This window comes from Candidatus Nanopelagicus hibericus, from assembly GCF_002288005.1.
In the GTDB taxonomy this organism is placed as follows: Bacteria; Actinomycetota; Actinomycetes; order Nanopelagicales; family Nanopelagicaceae; genus Nanopelagicus; species Nanopelagicus hibericus.
This window is the reverse complement of the sequence record NZ_CP016771.1, coordinates 649,290-669,577: the sequence shown is the minus strand read 5'-3', so window position 1 is coordinate 669,577 and position 20,288 is coordinate 649,290. Positions and strand designations below refer to the sequence as shown.

Sequence of the window (20,288 nt, the reverse complement as noted above, 5' to 3'; positions counted from 1 at the left end):
TAACGCATGACTGCTAGGATTAGTTCCCACATAGTTGTGACAATTTAAATATATTACTGATATTGAGCGAGGATTAGATGATAAAGGTTGGCGTAAATGGTTTTGGAAGAATCGGTAGAAATTTTCTTCGGGCGGCAATTGAATCTGGTGCAAATTTTGAAATAGTTGGTGTAAATGACCTGACCGACAATGCGACCCTTGCTCATTTATTGAAGTATGACTCGATATTAGGACGTTTAAAACAGCCAGTGACATTTACTGACTCCACAATCACCGTGGGCGGCAAAACTATTTCAGTCAGCGCTGAACGTGATCCTGCCAACATCCCGTGGGGAAAGTTGGGCGTGGATGTAGTGGTGGAATCAACAGGAATATTTACCAAAGCGGCAGATGCCAGAAAACATATTGCAGCTGGCGCTAAAAAAGTTATTATTTCTGCTCCAGCAACTGATGAAGATATAACAATCGTTATGGGTGTGAATCATGAAAAATATGATTCAAGCAAACACAATATAATTTCAAACGCCTCCTGCACAACAAATTGTCTGGCGCCAATGGCGAAGGTGCTAAATGATGAATTTGGAATTGTTCGTGGATTAATGACCACAATTCATGCTTATACAAATGATCAAGTCATCCTGGACTTTCCGCATAAAGATCTTAGACGCTCACGAGCTGCGGCACTTTCAATAATTCCAACCTCTACCGGAGCTGCAAAAGCAATCTCATTGGTATTGCCCGAATTAAAGGGGAAACTTGATGGTTATGCCTTAAGAGTTCCTGTACCAACTGGTTCTGCCACTGATCTGACAGTGGAGTTATCCAAAGAAGTCACTGTGGCCGATATTAACTCGGCCCTTAAGAAAGCAAGTGATGGGTCATTAAAAGGTTTTATGACCTACACCGAGGATCCAATAGTTTCTGCCGACATTGTTACTGATCCAAGTTCATGCATAGTCGATGCAGGTTTAACTAAGGTAATTGGTAGTACCGCAAAAGTCGTTGGTTGGTATGACAATGAATGGGGATACTCGAATAGATTGGTCGACCTGATTCAATTTATTGGTAAATCTATATAATATAAATGGGGATCAAAACACTTTCGCAATTAGATCTACAGAATAAAAGAGTTGTATTGCGGTGTGACTTGAATGTACCAATTAAAGATGGTGTTATAACAGATGATGGTCGAATCCGTGCCTCTTTAAGTACCATAAAAAAACTGTTAGCGAATAACTGCTCAATTGTAATCGTTGCCCATCTTGGTCGACCAAAAGCAGATCAAAAGAGCAATTTCTCACTTGCTCCAGTTGCAAAACGACTTGGTGAGTTACTAAAAAGAGATGTAGCTTTTTCACCAGAAATCACCGGGATTAAACAAAAAACTGATTCATTGCAATCTGGTCAGATATTGCTAATAGAAAATATCAGATTCCTGGCTGCGGAAACCAGTAAAGATGAGTCTGAACGAAATGCTTTGGCCGCTGAGCTAGCTACCTATGGACATCTCTATGTCGCAGATGGCTTTGGAGCGGTGCATCGTAAGCATGCATCTGTTTTTGAGTTGGCGAAATTAATGCCTCATGCGGCTGGAGATTTAATCAGCGCTGAGGTGCAGGTACTTGAAAGTCTTAGTACTAATCCGAAACGTCCCTATGGAGTAGTTCTGGGCGGAGCAAAGGTTTCGGACAAAATAGGGGTAATTTCAAATTTGCTTGATAAAGTGGATTTAATTGCAATTGGAGGTGGAATGGTATTTACTTTTTTGGCAGCTCAAGGCAAGGAAATAGGCAAGTCATTAGTCGAAAAGGATTTGATCCCGATTGTGCAAGATTTATTGAAACGTGCAGCTGCGCTTGGAGTAAAACTAATTTTACCCACAGATATTGTTGTTGCCAAGGAGTTTGATGCCGAATCTAATCCGATGACAGTTTCATCTGATGAAATACCAAGGGATCAAATGGGATTAGATATTGGCCCCAATAGTGCGCGTTATTTTGCCGAGGAATTAGGCAAGTGTAAAACAGTTTTTTGGAATGGTCCTATGGGAGTGTTTGAGTTTGAGAATTTTTCAAATGGAACAAGAGTGGTGGCAAAAGCCCTTAGCAAAATTGATGGAATCAGTGTGGTCGGCGGGGGAGATTCAGCTGCTGCTGTACGTAAACTAGGATTTAAAGATCAGGATTTTGGCTATATTTCAACAGGTGGTGGCGCATCTCTGGAGTATCTTGAGGGAAAAGAACTACCTGGCCTAATGGCGATAAGTTAGGGAAAGAAGAGCATGCGCAAACCTTTGATTGCTGGTAATTGGAAGATGAACCTGAATCATCTAGAGGCGATTGCAGTTACCCAAAAATTAGCTTACTCACTTGAGGATCGAGATTACGATGCGGTTGAAATCGTAATAATTCCACCATTTACCGATCTTAGATCAGTTCAAACATTAATTGATGGTGATCGCCTACGTTTATTATACGGAGCGCAAGATGTGTCTGCATCTGCATCAGGTGCTCATACTGGTGATATATCTGGATCGATGCTTGCTAAATTAGGTTGCACCTACGTTTTGGTAGGTCATAGTGAGCGCCGTGCCAATCATAAAGAGAGTGATGAGCTTGTTAATAAAAAAATTAAAGCACTTCTAGCTAATGAATTAAAACCGATCCTTTGTGTCGGTGAGGAGCTTGAGATTCGTGATGCAGGAAATCATATTGGGCATGTATTGGAACAATTGAGAAATTGTCTTAAAGGTTTTCATAAACCAGATTTGAAAAAGATTGTAATTGCCTATGAACCTGTTTGGGCGATTGGAACAGGCAAGACCGCAACTCCTGAGGATGCTCAAGAGGTGTGTGCTGCAATTCGAAAGGAGTTGAGGAAAATCGGTAGTGATGAGATAGCTGAAAACTGCAGAATTCTTTATGGCGGGTCAGTGAAATCGATTAATACTCTGGATATTATGAAAGAGGAAGATGTGGACGGCGCATTAGTAGGAGGTGCCTCGTTAGATCCAGAGGAGTTTGCAAGAATTTCTAAATTCCATCGGGTTTTAAACAAGGCATAGTGTGGGTAAATTAGAGAATATGTGTCAAAAGATAGTATCCTTGGGCAATATCAGTGACCTTAGGGTGAAGGCGAGTAAATGACTTTAGCGTTAACAATTATTCTTATTTTGACCAGCATTTTGATGATTGTGTTAGTACTTTTGCACAAAGGAAAAGGTTCTGGATTATCGGATCTATTTGGCGGCGGGATTTCGTCTACTTATGGCGGATCCTCAGTGGTAGAAAAGAATTTAGATCGAATAACAATTGTTGTTGGCGGTATTTGGTTTGCATCAGTGATAGCACTTAGCTTGTTATTGAAATAAATTTAGAGACTAAGGAGTAAAAATGGCCGGTGGTAGTGCAATTCGTGGAAGTCGTGTCGGTGCTGGACCGATGGGTGAGGCTGAGCGTGGTGAATCAATTGCTCGCTTTCGAGTTTCATACTGGTGTGCAAATGGGCATGAAACCAAACCATCATTTGCAGAGGACGGAACAGTTGAAGTTCCAGTTGAATGGGATTGTCCTAGATGTGGGTTTCCGGCAGGTCAGGATAAAAATAAACCACCAATGCCTATGAAGAATGAGCCTTACAAGACACATTTGGCTTACGTTAAAGAGCGTAGAACTGAAGCTGAAGCAAACAAGATTTTAGAAATTGCCCTAAAAAAACATCGTGGTGAAGACTAAAAACTCTTTAAATCTTTGACAAATCTTTCAATTGCTTTTTTGCTATCTTTCAAATGAATTCTTATTAATGGTAATTTTCGCTGCTTAAGCGCCAGGCCATCGCCTAAGGCTTGAGCCATAATTAGATCCCCAAAATCAAAAGTGTGTCCAGGTATCGCCAAAGTTTGCTGCGGTGTTGAGGTGATTTGAATGAAACTTCCATTCAATTGTCCGCCTTTGTGAATTTGCCCAGTTGAGTGGAGAAATCTAGGACCCCAGCCAAAAGTCACTGGTTTCTTAATTTTGCTTGCAATCAATCCCCTAAGGCTACGAATTTGATCCTCAGTATCCTTGTTTAAATAAGCCATAATTGCCACATACTGGCAATCTCGATTGAGAAATTCAGTTAGATTGTTGAAAGATTCATCTGAGTAGATCGCAATCTCATCATCCTCATATGATGGCGTTGGCTTCACAAAAGTTTTATCACGGATCGACGATAAAATTGATTCAGTTCTTTCCTTAGCTTCACTAACATTAGGCTGATTAAAAGGGTCAACTTTAATCAGGTAACAAAGCAGTGCGGTAATCCACTCCCACAAGATGAACTGTTCGCCAAGTGTGCCCTCTACTACTAAATCGAAATCTCCTTTAGCAAAACCAATTGATAAGCCAGCGATTGCATCCTCTGGATGATCTATTACCACTGGCAGGCGACCTTGTTGATTTTTGCCAGTCGACTCGGCAATCAATTGTTCAATCCAATCAGAAAGCCCTGGAAGCGTTGATTGGTAGTCAGAGAGATTTATGACCTGATCAGTGCTGGTATATAACATGGCTGCAATTGCTATCGCAGGTGAATCCTCTGCAGTTAGCCTTCTTGATAATGACTCTGCGTCATCTAACATGATCGATATATCAACACCAGCGAGTGCAGCTGGCACTAATCCAAAGGCTGATAAGGCACTAAATCGCCCACCAACATTTTCATCCGCATTTATAACTCTATATCCCTTTTCCCGCGATGATTGATCCAGCGATGTTCCAGAGTCGGTGACAATAACGATGTGCTCACTCGGATCTAACCCATTTCTCTTTAAAAGGTCTTCAAAGAAATTAAGATGAGAGTTTGTTTCTATAGTTGCACCAGATTTAGATCCAATCACAATTACTGCCTTAGATATATTTTTTGGTATTGAAGCAATAATCTGATCAGGATTTGTCGTATCAATGATGGTTAACTGTTTGTTGTAGGTAGATGTAATAACCCCAGGAGCAAGGGATGAGCCACCCATGCCACATAAAACAACCTGATCTAATTTTTTGCTTCGACTCCATGCAGATAGGGCATCTAGTTGGGGGAGTAATTCTCTTGAGCTCTTTGGTAGGTCGATCCAGTTGAGTCGGAAAGCGGCATCAGTATTTGCTCCCCAAATTGTTGCATCCTTGATCGCCAGACGTTTTGCGATTGGTCTTAACTCCTCAAGAATACTCAACCTATTTTTATCCAAAGCTGGCCCATAAATTTTCATGCGTTACCTAAAACAATCCTATGAACTGACTTCATGAGTTCTAACCAGGAGGATTCGAATTTAGCAACACCATCTAATTCAAGGTCATAAGTGATCTTATTAATATCTATTCCAGATAGTGCTAGTTTTGCTATTTTTGATTTAGACATAGAGAAGTTCGGAGTAATTGTGTCACCGTTAAAAACCCCAGATTTCTTGACCACATTCAAGGTGGATTCTGGCATTGTGTTCACCGTATGTTTTGCAACTAGTTGCATTACATAACGTGTTGAATCATAAGTGGGATCTTTGACTCCGGTGGAAGCCCAAAGTGGTCGCTGAATATTGGCACCAACATTTGCCATTGCCTGCCACTCATTGCTGTTTTGAAAGGACAAAAAAGCCTGGTACGCCATGACTGCATTGGCGATAGCAGCGCAACCTCGAAGTTCTGATTCTGCCGGAAGTTTTGCATCGATTGCAGTATCGATCCTGCTAATAAAAAATGAAGCTACTGAATGAATATCACTAACAGATTTATTTGAGTTAATCCGTCTGGATATACCTTCAGCATACGCGGCTAACACTTGTTTATAGCGCGCAACAGAAAAAATCAATGTGACATTTACGCTGATACCTTGTGCAATCAACTCTGAGATAGCGGGTAAGCCTTCAACGGTTGCAGGAACTTTTATTAATAAGTTAGGCCTATCAATTATCTGCCACAGTTGTTTGCCTTGTGAGATAGTTTTATCGGTATCTCTTGCAAATCTAGGATCTACCTCAATCGAAACCCTGCCATCTGATTTGCCAGTTGCAAGATAGGTTTTTTCAAAAAGGTCGCAAGCGTTTCGGACATCATCAGTAGTCAACTTAGTAATAATATCCTCAACAGATAGATTTTGATTATTCAATATATCTTCGTGATAAAGCTCTGAGTTACCTATCGCAGCGGCAAAGATGCTTGGATTAGTGGTGACTCCCACAACATAATCTTGTGAGATGAGTTTTTCTAATGATTTTTCTTTCAATCTTTGTCGAGATAGATCATCCAGCCATACAGCCACACCAGCCCGAGAGATTAGTTCTAGTGCATTAGCCATTTGCTTTACGAAGACTTTCCTTTGCTGCCTTAACTATATTTTCTACAGTGAAACCAAACTCCTTGAATAAAACAGAGGCACTTGCAGAGGCTCCAAAGTGTTCAAGAGAGACTGCAACACCAGCATCACCAATAAATTGATACCAAGGCTGAGCGACCCCGGCTTCTATGCTGACTCGAGCCCTTAAATTTTTAGGGAGCACATCATTTCGATAACTTTCTGGTTGATTCATAAACCATTCGATAGAGGGTGCACTCACAACCCTAGCTTTAATACCTTCGGTTGCTAGCTGCTCTCGTGCCGCGATTGCAAGTGATACTTCAGAACCGGTTGCAATCAAAATCAGGTCGCATTTATCTTTTGCTGAATCAGATCCATAAGCTAAAACATATGCACCCTTGTTTGCACCAATCGCTGGCGAATATTTTGTTCGATCAATTACTGAAAGATTCTGTCGAGATAATGCCAAACCCACTGGTTTAGCATCATTAATAATCCGCTGCCAGCAGACACTCACCTCATTTGCATCAGCTGGTCTAACTACAGCTAAGCCAGGGATAGCTCTTAATGCTGCTAAATGTTCAACTGGTTGATGGGTTGGCCCATCCTCGCCCAAACCGATGGAGTCATGTGTCCACACATATGTCACTGGTAGCTGCATCAATGCAGAGAGACGAACCGCACCTCTCATGTAATCACTAAAAACTAAAAAAGTGCCAGCAAATGGTTTGATTAATCCGTGCAATGCCGCACCATTTAATACTGCACCCATGGCATGTTCTCGTATTCCAAAATGTACTACTCGCCCATAGGGATTAGCGCTACTCATTTTGCTGGAAGTGGGGAGAAAAGATCCACCATCTTCAATAGTTGTGTTGTTACTTTCAGCAAGATCGGCTGAGCCACCCCAAAATTCTGGCAAACTTTTTGCGATGGCGGCAATTACTTTTCCTGAGGCTGCTCTAGTTGCCACCTCCTTTTCACTTGAGAAGATTGGTAAATCTTTATCCCAGCCTTGAGGCAATTTCTTAGAAATTAATCTATTTAGTAATTCACTCTGTATTGGATTAGATTTTTGCCAAGTTGTAAATTTGGAGAACCATTGGCGATGCAGATCTGCGCCACGGTCTCTAACCTTTCGTACATGATCAATTACTTGAGTTGGTGCAATAAATGTTTGGTTTGGGTCTAGCCCTAGTTTTAGTTTTGTTGCCGCAACCTCTTCAGCACCTAAAGCAGAACCATGTGATTTTGCAGTGCCACTTGCATTTGGTGCTGGCCAGGCGATAACCGTGTGCAATCTGATCAAAACTGGTTTTGTACTTTCCTTTACCGCTGCCAGCATGGCTGCTTCCAATTTATCTCGATCTACATCACCATCGCTTTTCGCAGCAACTTCAATCACATCCCATCCATAAGCACGGTATCGGGCTGAAACATCTTCAGTAAAAGCGAGTTGGGTGTCACCCTCAATTGAAATTCGATTGTCATCATAAATAACTTTTAGATTGCCTAACTGTTGTGTGCCAGCAAGTGAAGATGCTTCAGCACTTACACCCTCCTGTAAATCTCCATCCGAACATAGAACCCAGATATTGTGATCAAAAATATCGGTGGTATTTTGCGGATCTAGCATGCCTTTTTCATACCTTGCCGCCATTGCCATGCCAACACCATTTGCTACCCCTTGACCTAGTGGGCCAGTTGTAGTTTCAACACCAATTGTGTGGCCATACTCTGGATGGCCGGGCGTTAATGAATCAAATGTTCTGAAATTTTGTAAATCTTCTAGAGTTATTCCATAACCAGAAAAATACAGTTGTATATAAAGGGTGAGGGAGGAGTGGCCACAGGAGAGAATAAATCTATCTCGCGCAATCCAATTGGGATTAGCCGGATCATGCTTGAGAATTCGCTGGAATAATGTGTAGGCAACTGGTGCGAGTGACATTGCGGTCCCAGGGTGGCCATTACCTACTTTTTGAACCGAGTCCATTGCCAAAGCACGAGCAATTGCTACCGCTTGGTCATCAAGCTCCTGCCACTGATCTATTTTCATGAAGTTAATCTCTGCAATCTATACCCAGAATTTGCCATCTTGATCAAGGACCATGCGCTACCCCACACTAAAGTAGCACCTAATAAATGAGCCGCCACTAAAACCTCTGGCAAGCCAGTGAAGTATTGGATATACCCAATAGAGCCTTGGCCTGTCGCAATCAGTAGGAAAAATCCTATCCGCCTACTTAAGAGTTTTAGCCCGTTTTGTGTGGCGATCAAGTACATCAAGGCGGATAGAATTAGTAGCGCAATAACAAAATCCGCGTGCAACCAAGAGATGACTCTGGCATCTATGCCAAATCGCTGTGCTTGTTCATCGCCAGCATGCGGACCGCTGCCAGTGACAATTGTGCCAATTATTATTACCGCCAAAGTTAACCAAATATAAATTGGTAGCAGGAATTTGATGAGGCCAGATGGAATTTCCTTCTCAATCCCAATCACCTCATTTCTCAGTGAGATCGCACCACTTACCAAAAAGATCGACAGAATTAAATGTCCGGCAACAGGCAGTGGATGCAGATCAGTCAAAACAGTAATCCCGCCTAATACTCCTTGGCCCAAAATTCCAAGTATTTGTAGCAAGGCAAGAAATCTGGTCCTATTTTTAGCTGGCGCCAATTTAGTGGCGCGCACTGAAATGATAAAAACTGCCAGCGCCGTGACGAGCAGAACAAAGGTTAATAACCTGTTGCCAAATTCAATCCAGGCATGTAACTGTCCTTCAGCTTGATTTGGTACTGGGGTGTAGGAACCAGGGGTGCACTCTGGCCAGGTGGGGCATCCCAACCCGGAGCCGGTCACCCTCACCGCACCGCCGGTCACGATTAACGCCCCTTGTAGGAAAACCAACAGGGTATAAATCCGAGCAGTGATTGATCCTTTTACCGCCAACATGATTTAAGCCTATTGGTTCACCACTTATCCGGGCTTGATTGATTGCTAGGTAGGGCGCATTTCACAGGGGCCGGAGCAGGGCTGGGTTGGCATTTGCTCTGGAATTACGCAACAATTATGTTGTGAAAAAGAACGAGCCAGATAAAACCCGGGATCAAGTAGCCCGCGTGATTCTTGAGGGTGGTCCAATGACCGCTGCTGATTTGTCAGATAAATTATCGATCACACCAGCTGGAGTTAGGCGTCATTTAGATTCGCTGATTGCCGAAGGGGTATTAGCCCCAAAAGATCCCTACCAAGTTAACTCTCGTGGACGAGGCCGTCCTTCAAAAGTTTTTGTAATGACTGATAATGGTCGAGAAAAATTTGAGCACTCCTATGATGACTTAGCAGTAGCTGCGTTGAAATTTATGGCAAGTAAGAATGGATCGCATCTGGTAGATGAGTTTGCCCAATCTAGAGCAGATGATTTTGAACGTAAAGGTGAGCAGATAAAGAAGTCCGGCAAATCAATCGCCGAAAAAACTAAGGCGCTATCAAAACTTTTGAGCAAAGAGGGATATGCCTCTACCACCGACAAAATGGGGAACGGTGAAGAGATATGTCAGCACCATTGTCCGATTGCTCATGTGGCAGCTGAATATCCGCAGCTTTGCGAAGCAGAAACCGCGGCGTTCTCAGCAATACTCGGAACACATGTGCAACGCCTTGCAACAATCGCACATGGTGATGGAGTTTGCACCACATTTGTACCAGCAAATATTTCCCCACAAGTTAAATCCAAAATCAAAGAAGGAGTCCGCTAATGACCCAGATTGCCCACCCAGAGTTAGATGGTATTGGGAAGTATGAGTACGGTTGGGCGGATAAGACTGACGCGGGTTCAAATAGTAGACGAGGCTTAAACGAGGATGTTGTAAGAGATATTTCCGCTAAAAAAAGTGAGCCAAAATGGATGTTGGATCTTCGGCTAAAAGGTTTAAATCTCTTTGATAAAAAGCCAATGCCAAGTTGGGGATCAGACTTAAGTGGAATTTTCTTTGACACGATTAAGTACTTTGTTCGCTCTACCGAAAAACAAGCAACCTCTTGGGAAGACCTGCCAGATGATATTAAAAACACCTATGATCGACTGGGAATTCCAGAAGCTGAGAAAAAGCGATTGGTTGCAGGAGTAGCTGCCCAGTATGAGTCAGAGGTGGTTTACCACTCTATTCGGGAAGATCTTGAGAAGCAGGGTGTGCTTTTCTTAGATACCGATACTGCACTGCGAACACATGAGGATATGTTCAAAGAGTACTTCGGCACTGTTATCCCAGTTGGTGATAACAAGTTTGCCGCCTTAAATACCGCTGTTTGGTCAGGTGGCTCTTTTATCTATGTGCCAAAAGGCGTAAAGGTTGATATTCCTTTGCAAGCTTATTTCCGAATTAATACTGAGAATATGGGGCAGTTTGAGCGGACCTTGATTATTGCTGATGAAGGTTCTTACGTCCATTATGTTGAGGGCTGTACAGCGCCAATCTACTCATCTGATTCTTTGCACTCTGCTGTTGTTGAAATTATTGTGAAAAAGAATGCTCGAGTTCGTTACACAACAATTCAAAACTGGTCAAACAACGTTTATAACTTAGTGACCAAGCGGGCAACCTGTGCTGAGGGTGCAACCATGGAGTGGATTGATGGCAACATTGGTTCAAAGGTAACCATGAAGTATCCAGCGGTATTTTTAATGGGTCCCCATTCAAAGGGTGAGACATTATCGATTGCATTTGCTGGTGAAGGCCAACACCAAGATGCTGGCGCCAAAATGGTGCATGCGGCTCCATACACATCATCAACAATTATTTCTAAATCAGTTGCCCGTGGTGGTGGACGAACCTCATATCGTGGCTTGGTAAAGGTTGAAGAGGGAGCGCATCATTCAAAGAGCACAGTTAAATGTGATGCTTTGTTGGTCGACACAATTTCTCGTTCGGATACATATCCATATGTGGATGTGAGAGAAGATGATGTTTCTATGGGTCATGAAGCGACAGTCTCTAAAGTTAGCGATGATCAACTCTTCTATCTGATGTCTCGCGGACTGGGTGAGGATGAGGCAATGGCAATGATAGTGCGAGGATTTATCGAACCAATTGCTAAAGAATTGCCAATGGAGTATGCACTTGAATTAAACCGGTTAATTGAGCTGCAAATGGAAGGTGCTGTTGGTTAGTGAGTTTATTAACTACTAATTACCTAACTCCAACTGGTCGCGAGGAAGCTTGGCGGTTTACACCGCTAAAACGGCTAGTTGGATTACATGATCTAACAACTCAGGTTGCTGATCGAATTTCATTGAGTGGTATGAATTCACTTCCGACTGGCGTCACATTGGTGACTGCAAATGCTGTAGATCATCCACCAGCCTATGCATCCAATGATCTGATAACTAATCGGATACGTGAGAAAATCGAAAAAGTATTGGTGCTTTCAATTGCTAAGGATTTAGAGCTAACTGAACCGATTATATTGAATCGTGGCTGCAAAGATTCTCCAGAACTTAGCCGAGTGGTTATTCGCGCAGGAGTTAATAGCAAATCAACCGTAATTATTGAGAATGTTGGGGGCGGGGTTGTTGGCGAGGAGATTGAAATATCACTTGCATCTGGCGCCTCTCTAAACTTTGTATCTCTTCAGGAATGGGATCGCACTGCAGTGCATTTAGCTCAGCACCATGCAGTGTTGGGTAAGGATGCGCACTTCACTTCATATGTCGTTTCTGTGGGCGGATCAGTGGTTCGAATAAATCCTACGGTTGAGTTCACTGGTGCAGGTGCGTTTGCTGATTTATACGGAATTTATTTCGCTACTGACGGTCAACATCTTGAGCATCGAATTCACATCAATCATGGTGTGGCGAACGCAAAATCTAGAGTTAATTACAAAGGAGCACTTGCTGGCGATGCCGCACGCACTGTATGGATTGGTGATGTATACATCCATAAAGTAGCTGAGGGAACTGATACCTATGAATTAAATCGCAACTTGTTATTGACCGATGGAGCTAGAGCGGATTCTGTTCCAAATCTTGAAATTGAGACTGGAGAGATAGTAGGCGCCGGGCACGCAAGTACCACCGGTCGCTTTGATGATGAGCAGCTTTTCTACTTACAGTCGCGCGGAATTCCGGCAGATATTGCTCGAAGATTAGTAATCCGTGGATTCTTTGCTGAAATTATCAGCAAATTGAAGAATGAAAGTTTAGAGGAACGGTTAATGTCACGGATTGATGATGAGTTAGCAAAGGTGGGGCAGTAATTATGGAGTTGGAGTTTTCGGTTTTAGTAGAGGGTAAACCGATTGCAATTGATGTAGATGGAGTGGCGGTATGCGTTGCAAAGGTTGGCGATGAAGTATTTGCTGTTGCCGATACCTGCACCCATTCCGAAGCCTCATTATCTGAGGGTGAAATTACTGGTACAAAAATAGAGTGCTGGCTTCATGGCGCGGAGTTTGATCTGCGAACTGGAGAGGCGTTAACTCCACCGGCTACTGAAAGTTTGAAAAGTTTCAAAGTAAAACGTAACGGCAATCAATTAACGATAACTAACTAAGAGGAGAATGTAATGAGCGTATTAGAGATTAAAAATCTGGAGGTTAGCGTTGTGATTGAGTCTGGCAATAAGGAAATATTGCGCGGAGTTGACCTAACTATTAAGTCAGGTGAAACCCACGCCATCATGGGGCCAAATGGATCTGGTAAGTCAACTTTGGCATATTCCATAGCTGGTCATCCCAAGTACCTAATTACCGGTGGATCAGTAACTTTAGATGGTGTTGATGTATTAGAGATGAGTGTGGATGAGCGGGCAAAAGCTGGATTGTTTTTAGCAATGCAATATCCGGTAGAGATTCCTGGTGTATCGGTATCAAATTTTCTACGCACTGCTGTGACAGCAATCCGAGGTGAAGCCCCAAAGGTTCGCACTTGGGTTGGAGAGGTGAAGGCAGCGATGTCTTCGTTGGAGATTGATACCGCTTTCTCAGAGAGAAATGTGAACGAAGGCTTTTCTGGTGGCGAGAAGAAGCGTCATGAAATATTACAAATGGAATTATTGAGGCCCAAAATTGCAATTCTTGATGAGACAGACTCTGGTTTAGATATTGATGCACTTCGTGTTGTTTCAGAGGGTGTAAATAGAATTAAGGAAAGTTCTGATTTAGGAGTAATGCTAATTACTCACTACACACGGATCCTTAAATATATTAAGCCTGATTTTGTCCATGTTTTCGCTAACGGAAAAATTGTTGAAGAGGGCGGATCAGAGCTTGCCGACAAGCTTGAGGAGAAAGGTTACGCAGAGTACATAACTGCGTAAATAATGAGTCTTGATTTCTCCAGGCATAAGAATGATTTTCCTATCCTCAAGCGCAAGGTGCGAGGTGGAAACACATTAATATATTTGGATAGCGGTGCAACCTCTCAAAAGCCAGAGATAGTTATAGAGGCAGAGGCCAACTTCTATCGCACCAAGAATGCTGCGGTGCATAGGGGTGCTCATTTAGTGGCTGAAGAGGCCTCTGAGGTGTATGAGGGCGCAAGAGAGAATATTGCTAGATTCATTGGTGCAAAAAGTGATGAAGTAATTTTCACCAAAAGTGCGACGGAATCCTTAAATTTAATCGCTTACTCTTTAGGCAATCCAGAATCAAAGTTTCATCTCAAGTCTGGGGATGAAATTGTGGTTTCTGAGATGGAGCATCATGCAAATTTGATCCCTTGGCAGCAATTGGCAAAAAGGGTGGGCGCTAAATTAACCTGGTTTAAAATAACCGATGAGGGTAGATTAGATTTATCTGATATCGACAAATTAATTAATAAGAAAACCAAAATTGTTGCAATAACTCACCAATCAAATGTCCTAGGAACTATTGTGCCACTGGCACTAATAACTAAAGCTGCCCATGCCGTTGGAGCAGTGGTTGTTCTAGATGCCTGTCAATCCGCCCCACATTTTGCGGTTGATGTGCAGAAATTAGAGGTAGATTTCCTAGCTTTCTCTGGTCATAAGGTTTTGGGTCCAACTGGTATTGGAGTTTTATGGGGCAAAGTTGAATTATTAGATCAATTAGAGCCTTCATTATTTGGTGGCTCGATGGTTGATTCAGTAACTATGCAGGGTGCGACCTGGGCGAAGGCGCCACGCAAATTTGAAGCAGGAGTGCCAAATATGGCTCAGGCAGTTGGTTTATCAGCAGCCATTGATTACATAAGTGAAATTGGGATGGATAAGGTTGCTCAGCATGAGCAAGATTTAACAAAACAATTAATATCAGGTTTGCAAAATATTTCAGGTGTTCAGGTAGTAGGCCCAGTAGATATGAAAGATCGTGGGGGAGTTGTCTCTTTTACTGTTGATGGTGTCCACCCCCATGATGTGGGTCAATATTTGGATCAGTTTGGAATTGCAGTTCGTACCGGACATCACTGTGCCTGGCCCTTGATGCGCAGGTTAAATTTGGTTGGTACTACCAGAGCCTCATTCCATTTATACAATGATGAAAATGAGGTGAAGGTCTTACTTGATACAGTTTCTAAAATTAAGGATTATTTTAAGGTGAGTAAGTAATGGAGCTAGATTCTCTATACCAAGAGGTAATCCTTGATCATTATCGATCACCGCACCACAAGGGTTTATCTGCGCAGAAAGATATTCAAGTCCACCATAACAACCCTAGTTGTGGGGATGAAATCACATTGAATCTGATTATGGATGGGAGGATTGTGAAAGATATATCTTGGGATGGTGTTGGGTGTTCGATCTCTATGGCAAGTGCCTCAGTTATGAGCGATCTTCTAATTGGTAAAAGGTATGAAGAGGCAACAAAGATTCTTGGAGCATTTGTCGAATTGATGCAAAGTAAAGGTCAGTCACAAGGTGATGAAGTAATACTGGAAGATGGTGTGGCTTTTGCAGGGGTATCTAAATTTCCGGCGCGGATTAAATGTGCCTTGCTGGGCTGGATGGCATTTAAAGATGCGACTACTCAATTGATCAAGTAGAATTTAACCATGGCTACTAGCGTTGATGATCTTACGGAGGCAATGAAGGATGTTATTGACCCTGAGTTAGGCATTAATGTGATTGATCTTGGTTTGGTTTATGACATGCGCCTTGATGAAAACAATATTGCAACCTTAGATATGACCTTAACTTCAGCTGCATGCCCATTACAAGATGTTATTGAGGATCAAACTAGACAAGTACTGGCAGATATAACTAGTGATGTAAAAATCAATTGGGTGTGGCTACCACCCTGGGGACCAAACAAGATCTCCGACGATGGTAGGGAGCAACTACGCTCCATCGGCTTCACCGTTTAATAAATCCACAATAAATCGCTAGGGTCACCTTATGTCGATGCATTCAACTTGGATGTCATTTAGGTCCTTAACCCAGGACCAGTCAGTAAAGAATCAAAAATTAAAGCCCGGAACTCTTAAACGCATAGCAGCTTTTGCTTTGCCGTATAAGTTATCACTATCACTATTTTTAATAACTGTTGTTGTTGATGCTTTTTTAATCGTTGCAACACCCCTGTTATTGCGCAAACTAATTGATGATGGAGTAATACCTAAAAACTCTGAGATTGTCACAGAGTTAGCGATTGCAGTAGGAGTTATTGCACTTCTAGATGCGTTGTTTAGCATGATAGGTCGTTGGTTTTCAGCCCGTATAGGCGAGAGCTTGATCTATGACCTTCGGCGATTAAGTTTTGAGCATGTTCAGAAGCAATCCATTGCTTTTTTTACTAGAACTCAAACTGGAGCTCTTATATCAAGATTAAACTCAGATGTAATTGGCGCACAGCAAGCCTTTACCTCCACACTTTCAGGTGTAATTAGCAATCTTCTCAGTTTAATTCTAGTTGCAGCAGCGATGCTGACTCTTTCGTGGCAGATCACTTTGGTGTCATTAACTCTCTTGCCAGTTTTCTTGTTGCCAACAAAATGGGTTGGCCGCAAATTACAGGCATACACCAGAGAGTCATTTGATATAAATGCATCAATGTCATCTACTATGTCAGAAAGATTCAATGTTTCAGGCGCGTTGTTGGTATCACTTTATGGAGATGCGAAAAAAGAGAAGATACAGTTTTCAGCAAAGGCAAAAAAAGTCGCTGATATCGGTGTATCAATCGCATTACTTAATAGAATTTTTTTTATATCACTCACATCAATCGCCGCCGTGGCAACAGCGATTGCATATGGAATTGGTGGCCAATTAGCAATAAGTGATCAATTAACTGTTGGCACACTTTTAGCTTTAACTGCGCTGCTCGCTCGGCTATACGGACCACTCACCGCTTTATCAAATGTAAGAGTTGATGTTATGACAGCACTGGTCTCATTTGAAAGAGTTTTTGAGGTTTTAGATCTGAAGCCCATGGTTGTAGATTCACCAAATGCCAAGGATCTAATCACTGATAAACCAGAGATCATATTTTCAGATGTGTCTTTTTCTTATCCTAAGGCGGAGGATATTTCACTGGCTTCATTGGAAATGATTGCTAAGCCTGAATTGATTGCAAGTGGTGAAGTTCTGAAATCAATTAGTTTTAAAGTTCCCCCAGGCACCCTCACTGGAATAGTTGGCCCATCTGGTGCTGGAAAAAGCACGATCAGTAGTTTAATTGCCAGACTTTATGATGTTACTGCAGGTGGGATTTCTATAAATAACCTAGATATTCGAAATTACACTATTAAGTCCTTGAGGACAGCTATTGGTGTAGTCACTCAAGATTCTCATATGTTCCATGATTCAATCAAGGTAAATCTGCTTTATGCCAAGCCCAATGCTTCTTTGCGCGAAATTGAGTCAGCTTGTATCTCTGCACGAATTTGGGATTTTATTCAATCACTACCCAATGGGTTGGAAACAGTGGTTGGGGAGCGAGGCCATCGATTATCTGGTGGTGAGAAACAAAGATTGGCAATTGCAAGATTACTTTTGAAGCAACCTAGCTTGGTAATACTTGATGAAGCAACTGCTCATTTAGATTCTGAAAATGAGGCGCTAGTACAGTCTGCTTTGAAAGAGGCGTTGGTTGGTCGTACCAGCATTGTGATTGCCCATCGACTATCAACTATTTTGCATGCAGATCAAATAATCGTGGTTGATCAGGGTCGCATCGTGGAGAGAGGTACTCACCAAGAATTAGTAGCTGCTAGAGGTCTATATTTTGATTTATATGAAAAGCAGAACCTTGAGGCAGATCTAATTTAAGCCTTTACGTTTAGGTGAGAAGATTGCATCTTTCTTAATAGTCTCTCGTCCCGCATTGGCAGCAATAACTGCAATATAAGGCAGCGTGAGTGCTCCAGCTAAGGCAATCCAACGGTATGGACTTGGCAGTAAAACTGTAAGAATAAAACACACTGTTCTAATCATCATCGAAATGAAATACCTGCGCTGCCTGGCAGCTTGATCCAGCGAAAGCCCAGATTGCGCGGTGGTAATCGATTGCGTTGCTTCTTGTTTTTTTCTCACGCAATAAGCCTATGTTTAATCTTGTAATTTAGCGAGTAAACACAATGAGGTGGTCCACCTTTTGTGAGCCACCTCATTGAAAAGTACTTTTCTAGTTGCCAGTACCTCTTGCTTTGGCGATCCGGTTAAGGATCTGATATCCAAATACCGCAAGTACAGTTGCATTGATGATCCCACTAAATGTGTAATCACCCCGAGTCCAGGACATATCGGAGATACCGATGATTAAACAAGATGCCGCAATGTATAGATTTATTGGATTGGCAAAATTGACTCTGCCATCTATCCAAATTCTTGCACCCAATACACCGATCATCCCAAACAAGGCAACAGTCACTCCACCCTTAACCCCTGCAGGAGTTGCAGATAGAACTGCTCCGAATTTTGGAGATAGCGCCAAAAGAATTGCACCAACACCAGCAAAGATGTAAGCAAGTGTGGAGTACACCCGACTTGCCGCCATGACGCCAATGTTTTCAGCGTATGTAGTTGTTCCGGAACCGCCACCTAGACCAGCCAGGGTTGTGGCTGCTCCATCTGCAATTAATGCGTTGCCAATCTGGTCATCAAGATTCTTCCCTGTCATTGCGGCAACCGCTTTAACGTGCCCAACATTTTCGGCAATTAGAACTAGTACAACTGGCAAGAAAAGTAACATTGCGCTGCTATCAAAGGTTGGAGATGTAAATGAAGGCATGGCAACCCAACTTGCAGCTTCCACACCGGTGAAATCCACATCACCCATCAATGCAGCGACTGCATATCCAATTACTAAACCTGCAAAGATGCTAATTCGACCGAGAAATCCTCGGAAGAAAGCGGAAATTAATCCGATTGCTAGGAGCGTGATCAAACCAACTCTTTGCCCTTGCATAAAGTCATTCTTTGCTGCACCAGCTAAGTTCAACCCAATCACCATAACAATCGTTCCGGTAACCACTGGTGGAAGTAGTGAATCTATCCAGGCAGTTCCTGCCGCTTTGGCAATAAAACCAACGACTGCTAGCAAAACGCCTGCAGCAACAATTCCGCCTAATGCGGCAGGTATTCCACCCGAGGTTTTTGCTGCGGCAACTGGTGCTAAGAAGGCGAATGAGGAACCCAAATAACTCGGAAGTTTATTTTGCGTAATTATTATGAAAAGAATTGTTCCGATACCTGAGAAAAAGAGAGTTGTGGTCGGTGAAAACCCAGTAATGATTGGCACTAAAAATGTGGCACCAAACATTGCAACAATGTGTTGAAGGCCCATGCCCAAGGTACGTGGCCAAGATAGGCGTTCATCAATCGATACAACCTCTCCAGGTTGTATCTGTTTTCCATCTCCATGCAGTTTCCAACTAAGCATTATTTCTCCTTGATAGTTGAACCTGACTCATTTTGAGGCAGGTCTCTTTGCTGCCCAAAGGGGGTGGGTGTTAACCAAAAAGAATAGAACTACAAGGAAAAATTACCCGTAGGTATGGATAGATTTCTGCCATTTTTTACATTTTGTTTGATTCACCACGCTCAATTTCCGCCATTGATTCTCTTTATGTATGATTTGCCCATCAAGTGGATGCATACGCTCCCACCTACTTCGCTTCGGCGAACTGGTTGCTTCGTTAAGAAGTGCGGCTGTTTTCGCTTGTGTAGTCAATTATCAATCTAGCGAAGCAGCAAGGAGAACTTATCAGCACAGAACCACGTATCAATGATCGAATTCGCGTTCCTGAAGTTCGGTTGATTGGCTATGACGGTGAACAGTTGGGCGTAACTGCAATAGATAAAGCGCTTAAACTCTCAGAAGAGATCGGTTTAGATCTAGTTGAGATTTCACCAGATGCAAATCCTCCGGTCTGCAAAATTATGGATTTTGGTAAATACAAATACGAAATTGCGCAGAAGGCTCGGGAAGCTAGGCAGAATCAGACACATATTGTTGTGAAAGAGATGCGACTTCGACCAAGTATCGAACCACATGATTACGAAACAAAACGTAACCATATAGAGCGATTTTTGGCAGGTGGGGATAAAGTGAAGGTAACAATTCAGTTTCGTGGTCGGGAGCAATCCAGACCAGAGATGGGATATCGATTACTACAAAAGATCGCTGAGGAGCTTTCTGAAGTATCGATTGTGGAGTTTGCGGCAAAACAAGAAGGCCGCAATATGACAATGGTACTAGGGCCAGCTAAGAAATCAGGTGCTACTAAAAAGGCAGCACCAAAAGCACCAGTGAAAGAAAAAATGGATTTAGCAGCAAAATCAACAGGAGGTAAGTAAATGCCAAAGATGAAGACACATAGTGGAGCGAAGAAGCGCTTTCGCGTTACTGGATCAGGAAAGATCATGCACGAGCGTGCTGGCAAACGCCACCTGCTTGAACGAAAATCTTCAAGATTAACCCGTCGCCTAACTGGTGATGTGGCAGCTAAAGCGCCAAATGCATTTGCCGCAAAGCGCATGCTCGGTTTGAAGTAAAGG

Annotated in this window: 22 protein-coding genes; 16 read left to right on the top strand and 6 right to left on the bottom strand. The window is 42.6% G+C overall.

Going from position 1 to position 20,288, the window contains the following annotated elements; all coding sequences use genetic code 11:
* The first annotated feature begins 77 nt into the window (after window positions 1-77).
* From gap to B1s21160_RS03500, 5 genes are all read left to right on the top strand, one after another.
* Window positions 78-1,079 carry a type I glyceraldehyde-3-phosphate dehydrogenase gene (gene gap, locus B1s21160_RS03520; protein WP_041887424.1) on the top strand — a complete coding sequence of 334 codons (1,002 nt, stop codon included), beginning with the start codon at window positions 78-80 and terminating at the stop codon, window positions 1,077-1,079.
* A 5-nt stretch (window positions 1,080-1,084) separates the two neighbouring features.
* Window positions 1,085-2,269, top strand: a complete 1,185-nt coding sequence (locus B1s21160_RS03515) for a phosphoglycerate kinase (RefSeq protein ID WP_041887423.1) — start codon at window positions 1,085-1,087, stop codon at window positions 2,267-2,269.
* A gap of 12 nt (window positions 2,270-2,281) precedes the next feature.
* The gene (gene tpiA, locus B1s21160_RS03510) at window positions 2,282-3,064 is read left to right on the top strand and encodes a triose-phosphate isomerase (RefSeq protein WP_041887422.1); all 783 of its coding nucleotides are present in this window, start codon (window positions 2,282-2,284) and stop codon (window positions 3,062-3,064) included.
* 78 nt (window positions 3,065-3,142) lie between these two features.
* Window positions 3,143-3,370 (top strand): preprotein translocase subunit SecG, encoded by a 228-nt coding sequence (gene secG / locus B1s21160_RS03505; RefSeq protein ID WP_041887421.1) that lies wholly within the window; start codon window positions 3,143-3,145, stop codon window positions 3,368-3,370.
* A gap of 22 nt (window positions 3,371-3,392) precedes the next feature.
* Window positions 3,393-3,734: an RNA polymerase-binding protein RbpA gene (locus B1s21160_RS03500; protein WP_041887420.1), complete on the top strand. Its 342-nt coding sequence runs from the start codon at window positions 3,393-3,395 to the stop codon at window positions 3,732-3,734.
* Here B1s21160_RS03500 and B1s21160_RS03495 read toward each other — a convergent pair.
* Genes B1s21160_RS03495 through B1s21160_RS03480 form a run of 4 tightly spaced genes read right to left on the bottom strand, consistent with a single transcriptional unit; the run spans window position 3,731 to window position 9,285 of the window.
* A complete protein-coding gene (locus tag B1s21160_RS03495) occupies window positions 3,731-5,245 on the bottom strand; it encodes a phosphoglucose isomerase-related protein (RefSeq protein WP_041887419.1) in 1,515 nt (504 codons plus the stop codon). The genes B1s21160_RS03500 and B1s21160_RS03495 overlap by 4 nt on opposite strands.
* A complete protein-coding gene (tal, locus tag B1s21160_RS03490) occupies window positions 5,242-6,327 on the bottom strand; it encodes a transaldolase (protein WP_041887418.1) in 1,086 nt (361 codons plus the stop codon). The genes B1s21160_RS03495 and tal overlap by 4 nt, the downstream gene beginning before the upstream one ends.
* Window positions 6,320-8,386 (bottom strand): transketolase, encoded by a 2,067-nt coding sequence (gene tkt, locus B1s21160_RS03485; protein WP_041887416.1) that lies wholly within the window; start codon window positions 8,384-8,386, stop codon window positions 6,320-6,322. Before tkt ends, tal begins: the two co-directional genes overlap by 8 nt.
* A complete protein-coding gene (locus B1s21160_RS03480) occupies window positions 8,383-9,285 on the bottom strand; it encodes a COX15/CtaA family protein (protein WP_095672442.1) in 903 nt (300 codons plus the stop codon). The genes tkt and B1s21160_RS03480 overlap by 4 nt, the downstream gene beginning before the upstream one ends.
* A 122-nt stretch (window positions 9,286-9,407) precedes the next feature.
* Here B1s21160_RS03480 and B1s21160_RS03475 point away from each other — a divergent pair, with 122 nt between their 5' ends.
* The 9 genes from B1s21160_RS03475 to B1s21160_RS03435 are packed head-to-tail and all read left to right on the top strand — an operon-like array spanning window position 9,408 to window position 17,558.
* Window positions 9,408-10,091 carry a helix-turn-helix transcriptional regulator gene (locus B1s21160_RS03475; protein ID WP_223297919.1) on the top strand — a complete coding sequence of 228 codons (684 nt, stop codon included), beginning with the start codon at window positions 9,408-9,410 and terminating at the stop codon, window positions 10,089-10,091.
* Window positions 10,091-11,503, top strand: a complete 1,413-nt coding sequence (sufB, locus tag B1s21160_RS03470; protein WP_041887411.1) for a Fe-S cluster assembly protein SufB — start codon at window positions 10,091-10,093, stop codon at window positions 11,501-11,503. The genes B1s21160_RS03475 and sufB overlap by 1 nt, the downstream gene beginning before the upstream one ends.
* The gene (gene sufD, locus B1s21160_RS03465; RefSeq protein ID WP_041887409.1) at window positions 11,503-12,588 is read left to right on the top strand and encodes a Fe-S cluster assembly protein SufD; all 1,086 of its coding nucleotides are present in this window, start codon (window positions 11,503-11,505) and stop codon (window positions 12,586-12,588) included. The genes sufB and sufD overlap by 1 nt, the downstream gene beginning before the upstream one ends.
* A 2-nt stretch (window positions 12,589-12,590) precedes the next feature.
* Window positions 12,591-12,884, top strand: a complete 294-nt coding sequence (locus tag B1s21160_RS03460) for a non-heme iron oxygenase ferredoxin subunit (protein ID WP_223297918.1) — start codon at window positions 12,591-12,593, stop codon at window positions 12,882-12,884.
* Between the two features lie 12 nt (window positions 12,885-12,896).
* Window positions 12,897-13,649 carry a Fe-S cluster assembly ATPase SufC gene (sufC, locus tag B1s21160_RS03455; RefSeq protein ID WP_095672440.1) on the top strand — a complete coding sequence of 251 codons (753 nt, stop codon included), beginning with the start codon at window positions 12,897-12,899 and terminating at the stop codon, window positions 13,647-13,649.
* Window positions 13,650-13,652: 3 nt separating this feature from the next.
* Entirely contained in the window at window positions 13,653-14,900 is a 1,248-nt protein-coding gene (locus tag B1s21160_RS03450) for an aminotransferase class V-fold PLP-dependent enzyme (RefSeq protein ID WP_095672439.1), read from the top strand.
* Complete coding sequence (gene sufU, locus B1s21160_RS03445) at window positions 14,900-15,334, top strand: Fe-S cluster assembly sulfur transfer protein SufU (RefSeq protein ID WP_041887405.1); 435 nt, start codon at window positions 14,900-14,902, stop codon at window positions 15,332-15,334. Before B1s21160_RS03450 ends, sufU begins: the two co-directional genes overlap by 1 nt.
* 9 nt (window positions 15,335-15,343) lie before the next feature.
* Complete coding sequence (locus B1s21160_RS03440) at window positions 15,344-15,655, top strand: metal-sulfur cluster assembly factor (protein WP_041887404.1); 312 nt, start codon at window positions 15,344-15,346, stop codon at window positions 15,653-15,655.
* Between the two features lie 31 nt (window positions 15,656-15,686).
* Window positions 15,687-17,558 carry an ABC transporter ATP-binding protein gene (locus tag B1s21160_RS03435; protein WP_190276927.1) on the top strand — a complete coding sequence of 624 codons (1,872 nt, stop codon included), beginning with the start codon at window positions 15,687-15,689 and terminating at the stop codon, window positions 17,556-17,558.
* Here the strand turns inward: B1s21160_RS03435 and B1s21160_RS03430 are convergent.
* Both B1s21160_RS03430 and B1s21160_RS03425 read right to left on the bottom strand, forming a co-directional pair.
* Window positions 17,550-17,822, bottom strand: a complete 273-nt coding sequence (locus tag B1s21160_RS03430; RefSeq protein WP_041887401.1) for a DUF3099 domain-containing protein — start codon at window positions 17,820-17,822, stop codon at window positions 17,550-17,552. The two genes, B1s21160_RS03435 and B1s21160_RS03430, sit on opposite strands and share 9 nt — an antisense overlap.
* A 91-nt stretch (window positions 17,823-17,913) precedes the next feature.
* Window positions 17,914-19,170 (bottom strand): uracil-xanthine permease family protein, encoded by a 1,257-nt coding sequence (locus tag B1s21160_RS03425; protein WP_041887400.1) that lies wholly within the window; start codon window positions 19,168-19,170, stop codon window positions 17,914-17,916.
* 290 nt (window positions 19,171-19,460) lie between these two features.
* On the opposite strand from B1s21160_RS03425, the gene infC reads away from it, so the two are divergent.
* Together infC and rpmI are read left to right on the top strand one after the other, a co-directional pair.
* A complete protein-coding gene (infC, locus tag B1s21160_RS03420) occupies window positions 19,461-20,087 on the top strand; it encodes a translation initiation factor IF-3 (protein WP_320410432.1) in 627 nt (208 codons plus the stop codon).
* On the top strand, window positions 20,088-20,285 hold the full coding sequence (rpmI, locus tag B1s21160_RS03415) for a 50S ribosomal protein L35 (RefSeq protein WP_041887397.1): 198 nt from the start codon (window positions 20,088-20,090) through the stop codon (window positions 20,283-20,285). It begins immediately after the preceding gene.
* Window positions 20,286-20,288 lie beyond the last annotated feature (3 nt).

What these genes read in the sequence shown, in the direction of transcription:
- sufC (WP_095672440.1), top strand. Translation starts at nt 12,897, where the DNA reads ATGAGCGTATTAGAGATTAAAAATCTGGAGGTTAGCGTTGTGATTGAG.
- B1s21160_RS03500 (WP_041887420.1), top strand. Translation starts at nt 3,393, where the DNA reads ATGGCCGGTGGTAGTGCAATTCGTGGAAGTCGTGTCGGTGCTGGACCG.
- B1s21160_RS03480 (WP_095672442.1), bottom strand. Translation starts at nt 9,285, where the DNA reads ATGTTGGCGGTAAAAGGATCAATCACTGCTCGGATTTATACCCTGTTG.
- tal (WP_041887418.1), bottom strand. Translation starts at nt 6,327, where the DNA reads ATGGCTAATGCACTAGAACTAATCTCTCGGGCTGGTGTGGCTGTATGG.
- secG (WP_041887421.1), top strand. Translation starts at nt 3,143, where the DNA reads ATGACTTTAGCGTTAACAATTATTCTTATTTTGACCAGCATTTTGATG.
- B1s21160_RS03425 (WP_041887400.1), bottom strand. Translation starts at nt 19,170, where the DNA reads ATGCTTAGTTGGAAACTGCATGGAGATGGAAAACAGATACAACCTGGA.
- B1s21160_RS03495 (WP_041887419.1), bottom strand. Translation starts at nt 5,245, where the DNA reads ATGAAAATTTATGGGCCAGCTTTGGATAAAAATAGGTTGAGTATTCTT.
- tpiA (WP_041887422.1), top strand. Translation starts at nt 2,282, where the DNA reads ATGCGCAAACCTTTGATTGCTGGTAATTGGAAGATGAACCTGAATCAT.
- gap (WP_041887424.1), top strand. Translation starts at nt 78, where the DNA reads ATGATAAAGGTTGGCGTAAATGGTTTTGGAAGAATCGGTAGAAATTTT.
- B1s21160_RS03450 (WP_095672439.1), top strand. Translation starts at nt 13,653, where the DNA reads ATGAGTCTTGATTTCTCCAGGCATAAGAATGATTTTCCTATCCTCAAG.
- tkt (WP_041887416.1), bottom strand. Translation starts at nt 8,386, where the DNA reads ATGAAAATAGATCAGTGGCAGGAGCTTGATGACCAAGCGGTAGCAATT.
- B1s21160_RS03515 (WP_041887423.1), top strand. Translation starts at nt 1,085, where the DNA reads ATGGGGATCAAAACACTTTCGCAATTAGATCTACAGAATAAAAGAGTT.
- B1s21160_RS03440 (WP_041887404.1), top strand. Translation starts at nt 15,344, where the DNA reads ATGGCTACTAGCGTTGATGATCTTACGGAGGCAATGAAGGATGTTATT.
- B1s21160_RS03460 (WP_223297918.1), top strand. Translation starts at nt 12,591, where the DNA reads ATGGAGTTGGAGTTTTCGGTTTTAGTAGAGGGTAAACCGATTGCAATT.
- sufU (WP_041887405.1), top strand. Translation starts at nt 14,900, where the DNA reads ATGGAGCTAGATTCTCTATACCAAGAGGTAATCCTTGATCATTATCGA.
- sufB (WP_041887411.1), top strand. Translation starts at nt 10,091, where the DNA reads ATGACCCAGATTGCCCACCCAGAGTTAGATGGTATTGGGAAGTATGAG.
- rpmI (WP_041887397.1), top strand. Translation starts at nt 20,088, where the DNA reads ATGCCAAAGATGAAGACACATAGTGGAGCGAAGAAGCGCTTTCGCGTT.
- B1s21160_RS03435 (WP_190276927.1), top strand. Translation starts at nt 15,687, where the DNA reads ATGTCGATGCATTCAACTTGGATGTCATTTAGGTCCTTAACCCAGGAC.